The organism is Streptomyces sp. NPDC001002 (genome assembly GCF_053599215.1).
Genome location: NZ_JBSFLV010000179.1, coordinates 1 through 17,459 on the forward strand (window position 1 = coordinate 1; position 17,459 = coordinate 17,459).

A 17,459-nucleotide genomic window follows, 5' to 3' on the forward strand; every position below is an offset into this window, starting at 1 on the left:
GCCGAAGCCAGGGTTCGCTGCGCAGCGCCACGACGGTGGCGCCGCCCGGCCGGCGCGGGCCGGGGACGGGAGCGCGGGCCGGGCGGGCGAGCGGTGGATGCGCCCAGCTCAGCCACTGCTCCAGGTCGCTCTCCTCCCCCGGGGCCGTCGCCCGCTCCGGGGCCGCGGTACGCAGCCGGGCGACCGCCTCGACCGCGTCCGCGGTCCGGCCGTGCCACAGCAAGTGCCGTATCAGCAGCGCCGATTCGGCGAACCGCAGCCGGCCGGCCCGGTCCGCCGTGACGAGCTGCGGCAGGCTGCGGGCGGCGGTGGCCGGGTCGGACTGGAACTCGGTGTGGGCGAGGCGGGCGAGGATCTCGGACCGTTCGGTCAGATCGCCGCTGGAGCGCTGGGCGAGCTCCAGGCAGTCCCCGGCCGCGTCGGGCCGGTCGGTGAGCAGTTCCTGGTCGGCGGCCTCCAGTAGCACCCGTACCGCCCAGGGTTCGTCGGCGCGCCCGGCGGCCAGCAGATGCCGGGCGACCCGGCCGGCCGGCGCCCCGCCGTCGTACAGCAGTCCGGCGGCCCGCCGGTGCAGGGCGGACAGTTCGCGCGGCGGGAGATCGTCGAGGAACGCCTGCCGGACCTCGGGGTGGCGGAACGATCGGTCGGGCAGCAGGAGTCCGGTGGCGGTCATCGCCCGTACGAACGGTTCGAGGGGTACGTCGGCCAGGGCGGCCGCCGTGTCGTCGTCGGCGTCGGGGCCGAGCACCGCGAGGGCGCGGGCCAGCGCGAGGGCGGACTCGTCCCCGCGGTGCAGGCAGCTGAGCACGGCCAGGCAGTAGGCGGGGCCGATGCTCTCGTCGTCGCCGGCCTCCCAGTCGTCGGCGAGGGCCGTGAGCAGCAGCGGGATACCGCCGGTGGTCCGGTGGAAGTGCGGGGTGAGGCGGCGCGCGGTCTCGGGGCCCAGGCGCGGGGTGAGGAACGCGGTGACGGCGGCCTCGCCGAGGGGTCCGACCTTGAGCCGGGTGAGTCCGGGCTGGCGCAGCAGCTCCGCGCGCAGTGGGGGGCTGACCGGGGTCACGTCGGTGTTGTCGGTGAACACCATGGCCGTCCGGGCCGAGCGCAGCCGGTGGGAGAGCTGGAGCAGCATCCGCAGGGAGGGTTCGTCGGCGTGCTGGACGTCGTCGACGGCGATGAGCACCGGGCCCTCGGCGGAACGTTCCAGCAGCGCCGCCCACAGCTCGTCGGCGGAGCGTGCCGTGCCGCCGTGGCCGGGCGGACCGGCGTAGCGCAGCAGCTGGTTCACCACCCCGTGGGCGCGGGTGCGCTCGGGCCGCGAGCAGACGGCGTGCAGCAGCCGGAAGCCGGCCGCCTCGGCGCGGTCGGCGAAGGCGTGCAGCAGTTCCGTCCTGCCGGTCGCGGACGGGCCCTCGACCACCGCCGGCCGGCCCCTCCCGGCGAGCGCGGCCTCCTGGACGCGGCGCAGCCGATCCAGATGTTCCTCGCGTTCGACAAGCATGGCTGTTCCCCCAGACGTGGTGGCCGTTCGCGGCCAGCACCCACTATCGGGAGGGCGGGGCCATCGGCGGGGAACCCGTCGGCCAACCCCGGGGGAATCGGCCGGCCACCGATCGGTCCCGCGTCCACGCACACCAGCGCCCGCCAGTGCGGGGGCACTGGCGGGCGAGCCGGTGGGGGACCGGATGCGAGCGGATCCTCGGGGTCAGTTGACCTTCTGGGGCTCGGGCGTCTCGGCGGACACCTCTGCCGGGGCGGGAGCGGCGGTCTCCTGGGCCGCCGCCTTCTGGGACTTGACGCGGAAGGCCAGGAACGCGCCGGCGATGGCCGCCACGCCACCGACCAGGGCCGACAGCTGGAGGCCGTCGACCACGTCGGAGACCGGGTTGTTCGCGCCCTCACTGAGGTCGAGTCCGGAGTTCGCGACCGCGATCAGGGCCGCCATGCCCATCGCGCCGCCGATCTGGGCGGAGGTCTGGGCGAGGGCGGAGGCCACGCCCTGCTCGTCGGGGGCGGCGTCGGAGCCCGCGGCCATGAACATCGCCGGGTAGATCATGCCGGCGAACAGGCCCCACAGCAGGACCGCCGGGAGCAGCGGCCAGAAGCTGTGGCTGGTGGACATGGAGGCGGCGAGCACGATCATCGCCGTACCGACACCGATCATGCCACCGAAGAGCGCGGTGCGCAGGCCCCAGCGCTTGACCACCAGCGGCAGGAGCTTGTTGGAGCCGAGCATGGCGACCGCGCTCATCGGCAGGAAGGCGAGGCCGGCCTGGAGCGGGCTGTAGCCCATGACGTCCTGGAGCTGGATGAAGAACAGGTAGTGCAGGGTGTTGATGGCGCCCTGGAAGACGAAGATGATCAGGATCGCCGTCAGCAGGCCGCGGTAGCCGAACAGCCGGGACGGGGCGAGCGGGTCGGCCGTACGGGACTCCAGGGCGAAGAAGCCGACGCCCAGCGCCAGGCCGACGGCCAGCACGATGATCGTGCGGGCCGAGCCCCAGCCCGCCTCGGGGCCGCTGATCAGACCGAAGACCAGCAGGGTCGAGGCACCGGTGGCCAGCAGCGCGCCCGGCAGGTCGAAGCCGCGGCTGTCGCGCTGCACCGCGTCGGCGTCGAAGTTCGACAGCAGACCGACGATGGCGAGGACACAGAGCGGGACGTTCACGAAGAACACCCACTCCCAGCCCAGGTAGTTGGTGAGCAGACCGCCGACCATGGAGCCGATGATGGCGCCCGAGGCACCGGCGGTGCCCCACCAGGCGTAGGCCTTGTTGCGCTCGGCGTCCTCCGTGAAGCTGGTGTTGATCAGCGACAGGGTGGCCGGGAAGAGCAGCGCGCCACCGAGGCCCTGGACCACACGCGCGGCGATCAGCAGACCCGGGGAGCCGGCCAGGCCGCCGGCCATCGAGGCGATGCCGTACAGACCGAGCGCGAGCACCAGCATCCGGCGGGCGCCGAGGCGGTCCACCGCGCGGCCGCCGATGAGCAGCGCGCCACCGAGACCGACCGAGTAGGCGCTCACCACCCACTGCAGGGACTGTGCCGAGAAGCCGACCTCGCGGCCGATCTCCGGCAGTGCGACGTACACGATGTTGTAGTCGACGGAGAAGATGAGCATGCAGAACGCCAGCAGCGCCATCTTCGTACCCGACCGCCCGGCGGACCGGGCAGGCGATGAGGCAGACATATGCCTTTTTCCTTTCTGGGGGGATTACGGGTTTATGCGGGTGTTCAGTCAGGTCTCAGTTGGTGCGCTGACGTTACGTCTTGTTACTGAATCCATCATCTGTAACGATGGCCTGACAGGGAAGGAGGCACTTTCATGTCCCAACGGAACACCGGTGTTACGGACCAGATCGCGGAGGCCGAGGCCGACGAGGACGCCTGTCCGGTGCGGGAGGTACTGGACCGGATCAGCGGCAAGTGGAGCATCCAGATCGTCCTGGCGGCGGCCGAGAAACCGGTCCGCTTCACCGAACTGGAGCGCACCATCCCCGGCATCAGCCGGCGCATGCTCACCCTGACCCTGCGCAGCCTGGAGCGGGACGGTCTGCTGGTGCGCACCGTCTACCCCACCGTCCCGGCGAAGGTCGTCTACAGCGTCACCGACACCGCACGCGAACTGCACGACGCCTTCGTCACGTTGATGGACTGGGCGGAGCGCAACCGCAGTTCGGTCACCGCGGCCCGGGCGGCCTACGACAGCGCCGCCCTCGCCGCCGCCCAGGAGGAGGAGCAGGTGAGCGTCCCACCGCGCGGCGCGGGTCTCCCACGAGCCGTCCATGGCCGTCAACTCCCCTCCTCCTGAACGGTGTTGCTCCCCTACGCCGTCACGCGCAGGGTCGTCGGGTCGTCGGGGTCGGCGGCCACGGTGAAACCGGCCGCGGCGATGGCCTCGACGTAGTCGTTCCGGTCGCCCCCGTCGAGGCGGGCGACCAGGATCGGCGCGCCGCCCTCGACCGCGAAGCCGGGCGCCTTGTCGGAGAACTCCGGCAGTCCCGCCTCGCGCAGCGCGGCCCGGATCCGCTCGGCGTCCCGGTCCTCGGCAGTCCACAGCGGGCGACCGTGGCCGCCGTGGCCGAACTCCGGCTGTGCGCCCTCGGGCGCGTGCCGGGCGGCGCGGACGATCTCGGCGGTGAGCGAGGGCTCCCACAGGGCCATCGGTGACGCCAGCAGGTGCTGCACCGAGAGGATCACCTTGCGGACCTCTCCTGAGACCTGCGCGGCCAGCTGCGCCTGGGTGGAGTAGCGGCCGAACAGCTCGGCGGCGTACGGGCGTCGGCCGACCGTCTCCGCGTAGTCGAAGTCACCGCCGATGGCGGCCTGCCACGGCACGAACAGCACCCCGGCGGCCTCCTGGTAGAAGGCGCGGGACAGGTCGGCCGTGACGCCCTCGTGCTCGGCGAGGAGCCGGCCCAGGGCGAGCGCCTCCTGCGCGGCGCAGGTCATGCCCTGCCCGTAGAGCGGGTTGAAGCTGCAGATGGCGTCGCCGAGGGCCAGATAGCCGGCCGGCACCTCCGCCAGCTCCTCGAAGTGCCGCCGCCGGTTCGCGGGGTACTGGAAGGCGACCGGCTCGGTGAGCGGCTCGGCCTGGCGGACCAGCTTGGCGATGATCGGGTCCGGCAGGCTCTCCGCGTGCTGCAGGAAGCCGTCCTCGGTGGCGGCCGGGTAGTCGCGGTGCCAGCCGCCGACCGAGACCAGCCACTGGTCGTCCTCGATCAGCAGGGCGGCGCCGATGCGCTTCTCGGCCGGCGGGGTGGGCTGCACGAACGCGGCCTTCACGGCCAGGTCGCCGGGCGTGTGCCGGTAGATGCGGCTGACGTAACCGACGTTGACCTTGACCTCCTCCACCTCCGGGGCGGCGAAGCCGAGGACGGCGAGCCAGCGGTCGGAGCGGCTGCCGCGGCCGGTGGTGTCCACGACCAGGTCGGCGGCGATCCGCTCGTCGTCCAGGAGCACCTCGGTGACGCGGCCGTCGGCGCCGCCGAGCCCGGACACCGAAGTGCCGGGGCGGACCGTGACGTTGGGCAGCGCCTCGACCCGACGGCGGATCGTGTACTCCAGCAGCGGACGGCTCATGGAGACGAACGGCTGTCCGCTGTGCACCGGGTTCCAGGACGCGCCGAGCCGGTAGAGGTGGAGGTCCGCGCCCGAGTCGAAGACCTGGGCACCGGCCTCGACGAACTCCTCGCCGAGACCCGGGAAGAGCTCTTCCAGGGCGCGCTGGCCCGCCACGAGCAGGACGTGCGAATGCTGGCCCTGCGGTACGCCGCGGCGCGGCCGGCCGCCGTCCGGCAGCTCGTCGCGGTCGACGACCACGACGGTGTCGAACGCGTCGGACAGCGACTTGGCGGCGGTCAGACCCGCGATGCCGGCGCCGATGACCACGGCGGTGCCGCGGCCGGTCGGGTTACTCATGATCAGTTCTCCTCGGTCGGGGGACGTGGCGTCACTGCGTGGTGCTGCCGATGGAGCGGGGGTGCCGGAAGAAGTTCCGGGGGTCGTAGCGGCGCTTGACGGACAGCAGCCGCTGGTAGTTGTCGCCGTAGTACTGGGTCGCCCAGTCGGGCAGCTCGGAGCCGGGGAAGTTGACGTACGCGCCGTCCCCCAGCGGGTCGAGCAGCGCGGCGCCGGTCTCCACGAACGCGGTCGCGGCCTGCTCGTCCTCGGGGTGCGCCGGCTGGTCGAGCTGGGTGGTGAAACCGACGATGAAGTTGGCGGAGCGGTGCGGGAAGGCGGTGGCGCCGGGGGCGACGGTGTTGGCCGCGCCGCCGACGGACATGCAGTGCAGGAAGCGGCGCTGGCCGGGCCGGCGGTCGGCGTCCCACGCCGTGACGATCCGGTTCAGCTCGGTCGGCGAGAACGGCTTGTCGAAGAACCGGTAGGCCTCGCGCAGCCAACCCACCCGGTGCAGCAGCGCGTCCGGGGCGGTGCCTTCGCGGTGGCACTGGTCCTGGGTGAGGTCGCCGCACCCGTAGGCGGTCCTCATCGCCTCGTGGAACGGCAGGTCGGTGGCGGACCGGCTGGTGGGCTGGGCGCCGACCAGGGAGGTCAGCCGGTCCAGGGCGGCGCCGGCATCGGCTTCGGAGCCGTGGTAGCCGCCGGTGACGATGATCTGCGGGACCTCGCCGGGGGCCGCGTCCGGGAGCATGAGGATGAGGGCGGAGCCCAGGGCGAGGGGGCTGGTGAGCTGCCAGGTCTGCCAGGCGGCGAAGACCTCCTCGGCGCGGTCCCAGGACCAGGTGGTGTTGAAGAAGACCATGCGCGGTGCGTCGATCGGGGTGACCTCGTACTCGGTGACGACGCCGAAGTTGCCGCCGCCGGCGCCGCGCAGGGCCCAGTACAGGTCGGGGTTCTGCGTGGCCGAGGCGCGTACCAGGCGGCCGTCGGCGAGCACGAGTTGGACGGACCTGACGTGGTCGAGGCCCATGCCGAACTTGCGGGTCTGGTAGCCGATGCCGCCGCCGGAGAGGAAGCCGCCCGGGCAGACGGTGGGGCAGGTGCCGCAGATGATCTGCTTGCCGTGCGGGGCGAGGGCGCTCAGCGCGTCGATGGACTGCAGCCCCGGGCCGATACGGATCGTGGAGGTGCCGACGTTGGCGTGGCGGATGCGGGACACGTCGACGACGAGGCCCTCTCCGGTGGACCAGCCGCGGTAGTTGTGACCGCCGCTGCGGGTGCGGACGGATATCCCCTGGTCGCCGGCGAATCTTATGCAGGCCTGGACGTCCGCCGGGGTCTCGCAGTACGCGACGGCCGTCGGGTGCACGGCGTCGAACTCGGCGAACTGGTTCTGCTTGGCGAACTCGTATCCGGCGTCGGCGGGCAGCACGAGGTCGCCCTGGAGCCGTGCGCCCAGACCTGGCCAGTCGGCGTCGGCCACGGCCGCGCCGGACGCGCCCGCGGCGACGGCACCGGCCCCCGCGGCGGACACGGCCAGCGCCAGCCCGGCTCCTGCTCCGGCCCGGAGAACGTTTCGACGTGTGTACACAGCACTCCTCGAAGAGAGTCACGAATGGGAAGGGGCGGCGAGGCCGGGCCGGGGGCGGGGATTACATGGCCTGCGCGCCATCACTGTGAGCCCGGTCGAACCACTGCCGGGGAACCGGACGCCCATTGCCTGCGGCGGCTTGGGCAGGGAAACGGACGCCCATTGCCGGAGACGGCTTCGGCGGGGCACCGGGCCCGGTGGAGGCGGTGCCGCCCCGGCGGGGAGACGGGCGCCTCCAGGGGGAGCGGCCTGCCTCGGGGAGCCGGCTCGGTGGGCCGGTGTCGTCGTCGGCGTTGTTGGCCCGAGGGCTCGGTTCAAGGCTCGGCCCGTCAGGCTCTCAGCGTCGCTTCCGGTGTCTTCGGGGTCGGGTCCGTCGCCCGGGCCAGCAGGAGGGCGCCGTCGAGGGAGGAGAGGGGGCCCAGGCGGGCGTTCTGGTGGGGTGGGGTGGGGTGGCCGGGGCGGGACAGGCGGTCTGTGTGGCGGGAGAGGTGCGGGGTGAAGCCCGGGAGGCCGGAGGGGAAGCCGCCGCCGATGATCACCGCCTCGGGGTGGAGGAGTTCGGCGGCCGAGACGATCGCCGCGGCCAGGGCCGCGCAGGCCTCGTCCACCGCCACCACCGCCCAGGACAGCCGCCGCTGCCACGCCTCGCACAGCTCCGGGTACGTCACCGGCGCGTCCCGCAGTTCGGCCGCGCGGCGCAGGATCGCCGGACCGGAGGCCCTGGACTGGACACAGCCGCGCCGTCCGCAGTCGCACCGGGCACCCGCACGGTCGACGACGACATGGCCGAGCTCGAAGGAGCCACGGGCGGGACCGGGACACAGCTCGCCCCCCAGCACGCTGCCGCCGCCGATGCCGGTGCCCACGCCGACGTAGAGCACGTCGGCCAGGCCCGCCGCCCGCGCCTCGGCCAGCGCGGCGAGGTCGCCGTCGTCGGCCACGGCCACGGCGGTGCCGGGCAGCATGCCGCGCAGTTCCGCCGCCAGCGCGAGGCCGGCCCAGGAAGGGCGGTTGGGCCAGGCAGTCACCCGGCCGGACGGGTCCAGCGTGGCAGGCATGGCCACGCCCGCCGCGCGCAACGGGCCCGGCCAGTGCCGCCGTACCGCCGCCAGGCAGTCGGCCAGCGCGGTCAGGTCCGCACCGACGTCCGCGTCGGGTGTCCAGCGGAAGGCGGCCGCATGCGGCTCGGCGCCCGCCCCCTCCACCTGGACGGCGACCTTGGTGCCGCCGATGTCGATACCGAGAAAACCCGAGATACCACTCATTCCTGCGAGTCTCGGCAGCCCCGCCCATCCGCCGGCAACCGCGCACCCACCGACCCCCGGGCCGACCCCCCTATCCCCGCCCTAACTTCGGGCGCCGACCGGCCGCTCCGCGCCCGCCGCGGATTTCGGGGCCCCGCGGACCCTAGCTTCGCGGTATCCGTCCACCGCCCCGCCATCCCACGAGGAGATTTCCGCGATGAACCGTCAATGGCTCTTCGTTCGACTGCCCAACCCGATGCGGAGCAGGCCGGAGACGCACGCCGTCCGGGTCGTGACCACGATGGTCGGTGACCTGGTGGGCCGGCTGCGCACCGAGGACCCGGACGCGCTGTGGGAGTTCCGCCGGCCGGACGCCGCGGGCCAGGGGGATCTCGGGCTGTGGTTCCACTCCTCCGAACCGGTGCTGAAGGAGCTGGAGCGGAGGCTGCTCGCCCACACCTCCGCCTACAACTGGCCGATGATCAGCGGGACCTACGCGCCGGAGACGGCCAAGTACCAGACCCCGGGCACCCTGCGGATGGCGCACCGGCTGGCCACCCGGTCCAGCTCGTTCGCCCTGGAGCTGCTCCTGGACGGCGGCCTGGACCCGGCGCAGCGCCAGTCGCTGGCCGTCGCGCACCTGTGGCAGGTGAGCCGCCTCGTGCCCGAGCGCGAACGGGGCGCCTTCCTCTTCCACTTCTGGCAGTTCGGCGCGGCCGGCCTGGACCCGGCGGCCCGGGCGGCGGAGGCGGCCGAGGCGGACGCCCGCGCCGCCGCGACGGACGACGACGTGCGCGTCCCCGGCGCCCCGGCGCTGTGGGAGCACTACCTGTCCTCGGTCCGCGACGCCGTCGCCACGGGCCGCGAGGACGGCGTACCCGTCAACTTCCTGCTGTACGACCACGTCCTGCTCACCCACGAACGGCTGGGCATCCCGGCCCGCACCGGCGCCTGCGCGGCCCGCACGATCCGCTCGGCCCTGGCCGCCAACACCCCTGTGCCGACGCCCTTCACGGGTTTCCCGGGCGTCACGCCCCTGCAGTCGGCCTGACGGAAGGACTCTCCTTGACTGCTGACACGGCCACCACCGCCACGACCGCCCCGGTCGGCGCCTCGCGCGTCGACGTCGACCTGGGTGAGCGCTCGTACCCGGTCCATATAGGCGCGGGCGTACGACATCGGCTCACCGGCGTCCTCGCCGGTCTCGGCGCCCGCAAGGCCGTGGTGGTCTCCGCCCGGCCGCGGTCGCTGCTGCCGGAGACGGGACTGCCCACCCTGCATCTGCCGGCGCGGGACGGCGAGGAGGACAAGTCGCTCGCCACCGTGGAACGGATGTGCCGGGCCTTCGCCGACTACGGGCTCAGCCGCGCGGACGCCGTCGTCTCCGTCGGCGGCGGCACGACGACCGACTCGGTCGGGCTCGCCGCGGCGCTGTACCACCGCGGGCTCCCGGTGGTCCATCTGCCGACGACGCTGCTCGCCCAGGTGGACGCCAGCGTCGGCGGCAAGACCGCGGTGAACCTGCCGCAGGGCAAGAACCTGGTCGGCCAGTACTGGCAGCCGTCCGCGGTGCTGTGCGACACGGAATTCCTCGGCACGCTCCCGGAGCGCGAATGGCGCAACGGATACGGGGAGATAGCCCGCGCGCACTTCATCGGGACCGGTGATCTGCGGGGCCGGCCGCTGGTCGAGCAGATCGCGGCGAGCGTGGCGTGCAAGGCCCGCATCGTCGCGGCGGACGAGCGGGACGCGTCGCTGCGGCACATCCTCAACTACGGCCACACGCTGGGCCATGCCCTGGAGCGGGCCACCGGTTTCGCGCTGCGGCACGGCGAGGCGGTCGCGATCGGCACGGTCTTCGCCGGCCGGCTGGCGGGAGCGCTGGGCCGTATCGACGCGACCCGGGTCGCCGAACACGAGGAGGTGGTACGGGACTACGGGCTCCCGACCCGGCTGCCGGCCGGTGTGCGGGACGCCGAACTGGTCGCGCTGATGCGGCTGGACAAGAAGGCGATGACGGACCTCTCCTTCGTGCTGAGCGGCCCCCAGGGCCCCGAACTGGTCTCCTCCGTACCGGAGGAGGTGGTGCTGCGGGTCCTGGCGCGGATGCCGCGCGAGGACTGAGTCCGGTACGGCGAAGGGCCCGCTCCCGGTGAGGGGGGCGGGCCCTTCGTCGTACATCCCCGGTCTTTCACCCCACCCACAGCTTTTCAGCCGACGCACATCCGGCCGCCATCGCCGGGGCATCTCCGCCCCAACGGACGCACATCCCCCGCCAATTCGACGCGACCACGGCGAGAGGCCGCACCCCCGGATCCCGGGAGTGCGGCCTCTGTCCTGCGGTCAGGCGGCCACCGTGGCCCGCAGTGCGGTCCGGGCCCCGTCGAGCAGGGACCGTACGGCCTCGGGTCCCGCGGCGGTTCCGTAGACGTAGAAATCCGGCCTGATCAGGGCCGTGGTCGCGGTGGCGGCGGTCAGGAAGGGGAGGTAGACGTCGTCGAGGTCGACCACCTCGCCGAGGGCCGTCAGGGCCGGGTCCGTGCCGGCCGGCAGGACGCGGACGACGCGGGTGCCCAGGCCCGTGAGGTAGGCGAAGTCCGGTTCGGTGAGGAGGAGTTCGGGGTCCTCCGTGGTGAGCAGGACGAAGCCGAGGCCGACGATGTCGTCGAAGAGGCCGCTGCGGGTGCCCTGGGCGACCCGGGCCTGCGGGACGAGGGCGCCGGCGGGCTTGGCGGGCCGGCCGTTCGGGGCGCGGTGCAGGAAGCCCTTGGTCAGCGGCTGGAGCGGGGAGCGCTGCGGGGGCGCGGTGCCCGCCGCCGCGGCCCGGTCCGCCGCCGCCTTCATCACCAGGTCGCGGTCGGCCGCCGCCTCGGGGTCGGTCTGGCAGATGATCCGGCCGAGGTTGACCGACATGGTGATGGCGTGTTTGACGTGGGTGCGGCGCTCGTCCTCGTAGTGGACGAGGACCTCGGGTCCGCCCTGCCCGGCGAGCAGCAGGTCCAGCCGCCAGGCCAGCGCGCCCGCGTCCCGGAAGCCGGAGGACATGCCCTGGCCGGCGAACGGCGGCATGACGTGGGCGGCATCGCCCGCGAGGACCAGCCGGCCGCGGTGCCAGCGCTCGGCCGTGCCCGCCCGGAAGCTGTAGACGTGGTGGCGGCGGAGCGTGGAGTCGGCCGGGGAGACGTCGAAGAGTTTCAGCAACTCCCAGCAGCTTTCCGGGGTGTTGAGGCCCTCGACGGTCTCCCCCGCCACCCGCATGAACTCGTAGCGGCGGTTGCCGGGGCCCGCGGACACGGAGGTGCGCGGGCGGGCGGGGTCGCAGATCTGCAGGTTGTTGGGGTGGAAGGTGCGGCCGTCGTGGTGGACGACGTCGCAGACCAGCCAGTCGTGGGAGAAGCCGAGGTCGGCCACCTCGGTGCCGATCGCGCGGCGCACGAAGCTGTTCGCGCCGTCGCAGCCGACGACCCAGGAGGCGGTCAGGGCCAGTTCGTCGCCGTCGGGGGTGGCCGCGGTGACGCGGACCGTGCCGTCCGGATCGGTGTCCTCGTCGATACGGACGACCTGGTGGCCGCGGTGCACGGTGATGTTGCCGTGCCCGGCGCCGCGCGCCTCCATCTCGGCCTCCAGGGCCGGCTGGTACATGGACGTGGACTCCGGCCAGCCGGCCAGCTTCCGCTCGGCGCCGTCGATGTGCAGCAGGACCTGGCCGTCGGCGTTCTGCCACAGGTACTCGCCGGAGGGCTCGCCGATCCGGCCGACGAGCCCGCCGATGCCGGCCGCGGACAGCGTCCGCGCGCCCTCGCCGTCGAAGGCCACGGCGCGCGGCATGGGGTAGGCCTGCGGCCAGCGCTCGACGACGGTGACGGTGCGGCCGCGGTCGGCCAGCAGCAGCGCGAGCAGCTGGCCGACGGGGCCGTAGCCGACGATCAGGACGTCGGAGTGCGCGGTCATCTCAGGCACCTCCCTCGGCGGCCAGCTGCTCCTGGAGGAACTCCGCGACATAGGCCGGGGTCGGGTAGTCGAAGAGCAGCATCGGGCTGAGGGTGAGGCCGGTGGCCTCGACGAGCCGGTTGCGCAGTTCGACGGCGCTGAGGGAGTTGAAGCCGACCTCGAAGAAGGGGCTGTCGCCGTCGAGTTCGTCGTCGAAGGTCTCGTCGGGGTTCTGCTCGGTGCGGGCGGTCTCGGCCTGGGCCGCGACCAGGTCGACGAGGTGGGCGAGCTGTTCCGCGGCGGACAGCCCCGCCAGTTCGGCCACGAGGGCCTGCCGGGTCGCGTCCGTCGCCTCGGCGCCGGGGTCGGCGGCGGTCTCCGTCTCGGGGGTGCTGATCGTCTCGGTGGTCACTGTGCCGGCCTCCAGCCAGTAGTCGCGGCGCTGGAAGGCGTACGTCGGGAGGTCCACCCGCCGTGCCCCCGCGAGGAGCGCCGTCCAGTCGATGGGAACGCCCCGGGTGTGCAGCCCGCCCAGCGCGGTGAGCGCGGTCTGCGCGTCGGGGGCGTCGACGCGCAGGGCGGGAAGGAAGGCGGCGCCGTCGTCGCCGGCGTCCAGGCAGCCGGGGCCGAGGGCGGACAGCACCGCGGCGGGGCCGGCCTCCAGGAAGGTGGCCACGCCCTGGGCGCGCAGGGTGCGCACGGCGTCGGCGAACCGGACGGCGCCGCGGGCGTGCCGCACCCAGTAGTCGGGAGAGGCGAGTTCCCGCGAAGTCGCGGGCGCCCCGGTCAGGTTGGAGACGACCGGGATGCTCGGCTCGTGGTAGGTCAGCTCGGCCGCGACCTGCCGGAACTTCTCCAGCATCGGGTCCATCAGCGGCGAGTGGAAGGCATGACTGACCGTCAGTTTCTTGGTCCTGCGCCCGAGTTCGGCGAAGTGCGCGCCGATCGCCGCCGCCTCGGCCTCGACGCCCGAAACCACCACGGACCGCGGGCCGTTGACGGCCGCGACACCGACCCCGCCGGTCAGCAGCGGCAGCACCTCGTCCTCGGTCGCCTGTACGGCGATCATCGCGCCGCCCGCGGGCAGCGCCTGCATCAGCCGGCCGCGCGCCGCCACCAGCCGGGCCGCGTCCGCGAGCGACCACACCCCGGCGACGTACGCAGCGGTGAGCTCGCCGATGGAGTGCCCGGCCAGGGCGTGCGGGCGCACCCCCCAAGACGCGTACAGGCGGTACAGCGCCGCCTCGACCGCGAACAGCGCCGGCTGGGTGAACTCCGTACGGTCCAGGTCGCCTTCGCCCTCGAAGACGACGCTCTTGAGCGGGACGGGCAGATGCCGGTCGAGTTCCGCCGCCACGGCGTCGAAGGCCTCCGCGAAGACGGGGTACGTCTCGTACAACTCCCGTCCCATGCCGACGCGTTGGGCGCCCTGTCCGGTGAACAGCACCGCGAGGCGGCCCTTGGTGCGGCTGCCGCGGGCCACGCCCGGGAGCGAGCCCGCACCGCCCTCGGCGAGGGCCCGGACCCTGGCCCGCAGGGTGGCGGTGTCCTCGCCGACGACGACGGCCCGCTCGTCGAAGGCGGTACGGGTCAGCGCGAGGGCGTGCCCGAGGTCGTACGGGTCGGCGGGGGCGTCCGCCGTGTCCAGGAAGGCGTCCAGCCGGGCGGCCTGGGCGCGCAGGGCGTCGGCGGTCTTCGCCGACAGGACCCAGGCGACGGGTCCGGCGGCCCGCGGGGAGCCGGCCTCGGCGGCGGGCTCCGGCGCGGCCTCCTCCAGCAGCACATGGGCGTTGGTGCCGCTGATGCCGAACGACGACACGCCCGCCCGGCGCGGGCGCCCTTCCGCACGGGGCCAGGGGCGGGCCTCGGTGAGCAGTTCGACGGCGCCCTCGGTCCAGTCCACCTTGGGCGTCGGCTCGGCCACGTGCAGCGTCTTCGGGAGCTGCTCGTGGCGCAGCGCCAGCACGGTCTTGATGACCCCCGCGACCCCGGCGGCGGCCTGCGCGTGCCCGATGTTCGACTTCAGGGACCCGAGCCACAACGGGCGCCCGGCCGGGCGGTCTTGGCCGTAGGTGGCGAGCAGAGCCTGCGCCTCGATCGGGTCGCCGAGGACGGTGCCGGTGCCGTGCGCCTCCACCGTGTCCACATCGGCCGGGACCAGGCCCGAGTTGGCGAGGGCGGCCCGGATGACCCGCTCCTGGGAAGGGCCGTTGGGAGCGGTCAGGCCGTTGGAGGCGCCGTCCTGGTTGACGGCCGAACCGCGCACCACGGCGAGCACCGGGTGCCCGTTGCGGAGCGCGTCCGACAGCCGCTCCAGGAGCAACACCCCGGCGCCCTCGGCCCAGTTGGTGCCGTCGGCGGACGACGAGAACGCCTTGATCCGTCCGTCGGGCGCGAGCGCCCGCTGTGCCGCGAAGCCGACGTAGGCGTCCGGTGTGGCCATCACGGCGAGTCCGCCGGCCAGCGCCAGGGAGCACTCGCCGCCGCGCAGCGCCTGGACGGCCATGTGCAGGGTGACCAGGGAGGAGGAGCAGGCGGTGTCGACGGTGACGGACGGGCCGGTCAGGTCGTACAGGTAGGAGACCCGGCCGGACAGCACGCTGCCGGACCGGCCGAGGCCGAGGAAGGCGTCGACGCCGTCGGGGAGTTTGCGCACCCCGGTCGCGTAGTCGTGGTACATCAGGCCCGCGAAGACGCCGGTGTCGCTGCCGCGGACGGTGTGCGGGTCGATACCGGCCCGCTCCAGCGCCTCCCAGACCAGCTCCAGCAGGATGCGCTGCTGCGGGTCGGTGCCGAGGGCCTCGCGTTCGGAGAGTCCGAAGAAGCCGGCGTCGAAGGCGCCCGCGCCGTGCAGGACCCCCGCCTCCTTCACGTACGTGGTGCCGGGGTGGCCGGGCTCCGGGTGGTAGAGGCCGTCCAGGTCCCAGCCGCGGTCGGCCGGGAAGCCGCCGACGGCGTCGTGGCCGCCGGCGACCAGGTCCCACAGCTGCTCGGGCGAGGTGACCCCGCCCGGCAGCCGGCAGGCCATGCCCACTATGGCGACCGGCTCCCGGGCCGCGGCGGTGATCCGTTCGTTCTCCCGCCGCAGCCGCTCGTTCTCGGTGACGGACGCGCGCAGCGCCTCGACGAGTCGTTCGTCGGAAACAGTCATGATCTTCTCTCCCGGTCCGAGACCGAATCAGTTGGCCGTGCCGCTCAGGGCGCGCGCCACGAGGCTCTCCACGTCCAGGCCGGCGATCAGTTCGTCCGCCGCCCCGGCCGGCGGGGCGGACTCCGTCGTCCCCTCGCCGGTCTCCCGCGGTGCCGGCGGCACCAGCGCCTCGTCCAGCCGCCGGGCGAGCGCGGTCGGCGTCGGGTGGTCGAAGACGAGGGTGGCGGGCAGGCGGACGCCGGTGCGGGCGGCGAGCTGGTTGCGCAGTTCGACCGCGGTCAGCGAGTCGAAGCCCAGGTCCTTGAACGCCTGGTCGTCGTCGACCTGGTCGGCCCCCGGCAGGCCCAGCACCGCGGCGGCCTGCTCGGCGACCAGGTCGAGCACGGCCTGGTGGCGCTCCTGGGGCGGCAGAGCGCCCAGCCGCTCGGCGAGGGACTCCGCGGCCGGCACCCCGGCCGCCGCCCGCGCGGACCTGCGCACCGGCGGGACCAGCGCCCGCAGCAGGGCGGGTACGGCGTCCTCTCCGGTACGGCCGCGCAGGGCCGCGAAGTCGAAGCGGGCCGCGACCAGCGCCGCGTCGGGGGCGTGCAGCGCGGCGTCGAAGAGGGCCAGCCCCTCGTCGCCGGTCAGCGCCCGCATTCCGCTGCGGCTCATCCGCTCGCGGTCGCTGTGCGCGAGGGAGTCCTGCATGCCCCCGTCCTGCTCCCACACGCCCCAGGCGAGAGAGGTGGCGGGCAGGCCCTGCGCGCGGCGGCGCTCGGCGAGGGCGTCCAAGTAGGCGTTGGCGGCGGCGTAGTTGGCCTGGCCGGCGCTGCCGACGGTGCCGGCGACGGACGAGTAGAGCACGAAGGCCGCGAGGTCCAGGTCCTTGGTCAGCTCGTGCAGATGCCAGGCGGCGTCCGCCTTCGGCCGGAACACCTTCGTCAACCGCTCCGGGGTCTGGGCCGCGATGACACCGTCGTCGAGGACGCCGGCCGTGTGCACGACCGCGGTCAACGGCCGCTCCACCGAGGCCAGCAGAGCCTCCAGGGCAGCACGGTCGGAGACGTCGCACGCCTCGACCCGCACCTCGACGGCACCCAACTCACGGAGCTCGTTTACGAGTTCGGCCGCGCCCTCGGCGGCATTGCCACGCCGCCCCACCAACAACAGATGCCTCACCCCGTACGAGGTGACCAGGTGTCGGGCGAGGAGGGCGCCCAGGGTGCCCGTGCCGCCGGTGATCAGGACGGTGCCCTCGGGGTCGAGGGTCCGGCCGGAGGGCGTGTCGGTGCCGGTCGCGCGGGCGAGGCGGAGGGCGGCGACGGTCGCGTCCCGGATCACCAGCTGCGGCTCGCCCAGGACGGCCGCGGCGGCGATCCGCCCCGGTGCGACACTGTCGTCGGCGTCGACCAGGACGTACTGTCCGGGGTTCTCCGTCTGCGCGGAACGGACCAGTCCCCACACGGCGGCGGCCGCGGGATCGGTGTCGGCGTCCTTGGTGCGCAGCACGAGGGTCGACGAGGCCGACTCCGGACCGGCGGACCAGGACTGCACCAACTCCAGTGCCCGACCGGCGAGTTCACGGGCCCGGGCGGGCCCGTCCGGCGCCTCGGCCTCAGTGAGGTCGGCGATGACGACGGCGGGCAGATCGGTCCCGAGCCCGCTCAGGTCGGCGCCGGTCACGACGAACGGCACGTCCTCGGCACCGACGGCCACGGGCGTCCGCTCGACCCGGAACAGGGCGTCGAGCGCACGCGACGCGCCGAAGGCCTCGGGCGCCAGCGGGCGGGTGATGAGGGTGCCGATCGAGGCGACGGGGGCGCCGGTGCGGTCGGCGAGCTCCAGCTTGACGCCGTCGGCGCCGGCCGGGGCCACCCGGACGCGCAGCGCGCTGGCGCCGGAGGCGTGCAGGGCGACGTCGTTCCAGGCGAACGGGAGTCGGGTCTCCCCGGTGTCCGCGCCACGGAGGATTCCGGCCTGCAGAGCCGCGTCGAGCAGGGCGGGGTGGATACCAAAGGCCCCGGGTTCCTGTCCTTCCGGCAGGGCGACCTCGGCGTAGACCTCCTCGCCTTCGGTCCATACGGCGGTCAGGCCCTGGAAGGCGGGCCCGTACTCCAGACCGGCCGCACGCCGGCCCTCGTAGAACCCGTCCAGATCCACC

The 17,459-nt window shown here is 73.9% G+C and carries 10 protein-coding genes and 1 pseudogene; 3 read left to right on the forward strand and 8 right to left on the reverse strand.

Features of this window, described 5'->3' with window-relative positions:
- Positions 1-1,498 (reverse strand): AAA family ATPase (locus tag ACWDR3_RS42130; protein ID WP_450357899.1); only part of this gene is annotated, 1,498 nt, incomplete at its 3' end.
- Positions 1,499-1,702: 204 nt separating this feature from the next.
- Entirely contained in the window at positions 1,703-3,187 is a 1,485-nt protein-coding gene (locus ACWDR3_RS42135; RefSeq protein WP_450357900.1) for an MFS transporter, read from the reverse strand.
- 135 nt (positions 3,188-3,322) lie between these two features.
- Here ACWDR3_RS42135 and ACWDR3_RS42140 point away from each other — a divergent pair, with 135 nt between their 5' ends.
- Positions 3,323-3,808, forward strand: a complete 486-nt coding sequence (locus tag ACWDR3_RS42140) for a winged helix-turn-helix transcriptional regulator (RefSeq protein ID WP_450357901.1) — start codon at positions 3,323-3,325, stop codon at positions 3,806-3,808.
- Positions 3,809-3,822: 14 nt separating this feature from the next.
- On the opposite strand, the gene ACWDR3_RS42145 is transcribed toward ACWDR3_RS42140, so the two are convergent.
- The 3 genes from ACWDR3_RS42145 to ACWDR3_RS42155 all read right to left on the reverse strand — a co-directional run bounded on the left by ACWDR3_RS42145 (position 3,823) and on the right by ACWDR3_RS42155 (position 8,256).
- Complete coding sequence (locus ACWDR3_RS42145) at positions 3,823-5,418, reverse strand: FAD-dependent oxidoreductase (RefSeq protein ID WP_450357902.1); 1,596 nt, start codon at positions 5,416-5,418, stop codon at positions 3,823-3,825.
- A 31-nt stretch (positions 5,419-5,449) separates the two neighbouring features.
- Positions 5,450-6,991 (reverse strand): FAD-binding oxidoreductase, encoded by a 1,542-nt coding sequence (locus tag ACWDR3_RS42150; RefSeq protein WP_450357903.1) that lies wholly within the window; start codon positions 6,989-6,991, stop codon positions 5,450-5,452.
- 329 nt (positions 6,992-7,320) lie between these two features.
- Positions 7,321-8,256 (reverse strand): ROK family protein, encoded by a 936-nt coding sequence (locus ACWDR3_RS42155; RefSeq protein ID WP_450357904.1) that lies wholly within the window; start codon positions 8,254-8,256, stop codon positions 7,321-7,323.
- Positions 8,257-8,452: 196 nt separating this feature from the next.
- Between ACWDR3_RS42155 and ACWDR3_RS42160 the strand changes: the two genes are divergently transcribed.
- Entirely contained in the window at positions 8,453-9,286 is an 834-nt protein-coding gene (locus ACWDR3_RS42160) for a lantibiotic dehydratase C-terminal domain-containing protein (protein ID WP_450357905.1), read from the forward strand.
- 14 nt (positions 9,287-9,300) lie between these two features.
- The gene (locus ACWDR3_RS42165; RefSeq protein ID WP_450357906.1) at positions 9,301-10,359 is read left to right on the forward strand and encodes a 3-dehydroquinate synthase family protein; all 1,059 of its coding nucleotides are present in this window, start codon (positions 9,301-9,303) and stop codon (positions 10,357-10,359) included.
- A 219-nt stretch (positions 10,360-10,578) separates the two neighbouring features.
- On the opposite strand, the gene mhpA is transcribed toward ACWDR3_RS42165, so the two are convergent.
- The 3 genes and pseudogenes from mhpA to ACWDR3_RS42180 form a co-directional block, all read right to left on the reverse strand.
- Positions 10,579-12,186 carry a bifunctional 3-(3-hydroxy-phenyl)propionate/3-hydroxycinnamic acid hydroxylase MhpA gene (gene mhpA / locus ACWDR3_RS42170; RefSeq protein WP_450357907.1) on the reverse strand — a complete coding sequence of 536 codons (1,608 nt, stop codon included), beginning with the start codon at positions 12,184-12,186 and terminating at the stop codon, positions 10,579-10,581.
- Between the two features lie 4 nt (positions 12,187-12,190).
- Positions 12,191-15,319: pseudogene (locus ACWDR3_RS42175) on the reverse strand (type I polyketide synthase); the annotation flags it as partial.
- Positions 15,320-15,343: 24 nt separating this feature from the next.
- The coding region (locus ACWDR3_RS42180) for a type I polyketide synthase (protein WP_450357908.1) at positions 15,344-17,459 on the reverse strand (2,116 nt) is incomplete at its 5' end.

Coding starts and splice junctions, on each gene's coding strand:
- mhpA (WP_450357907.1), bottom strand. CDS start 12,186: ATGACCGCGCACTCCGACGTCCTGATCGTCGGCTACGGCCCCGTCGGC.
- ACWDR3_RS42155 (WP_450357904.1), bottom strand. CDS start 8,256: ATGAGTGGTATCTCGGGTTTTCTCGGTATCGACATCGGCGGCACCAAG.
- ACWDR3_RS42135 (WP_450357900.1), bottom strand. CDS start 3,187: ATGTCTGCCTCATCGCCTGCCCGGTCCGCCGGGCGGTCGGGTACGAAG.
- ACWDR3_RS42140 (WP_450357901.1), top strand. CDS start 3,323: ATGTCCCAACGGAACACCGGTGTTACGGACCAGATCGCGGAGGCCGAG.
- ACWDR3_RS42160 (WP_450357905.1), top strand. CDS start 8,453: ATGAACCGTCAATGGCTCTTCGTTCGACTGCCCAACCCGATGCGGAGC.
- ACWDR3_RS42145 (WP_450357902.1), bottom strand. CDS start 5,418: ATGAGTAACCCGACCGGCCGCGGCACCGCCGTGGTCATCGGCGCCGGC.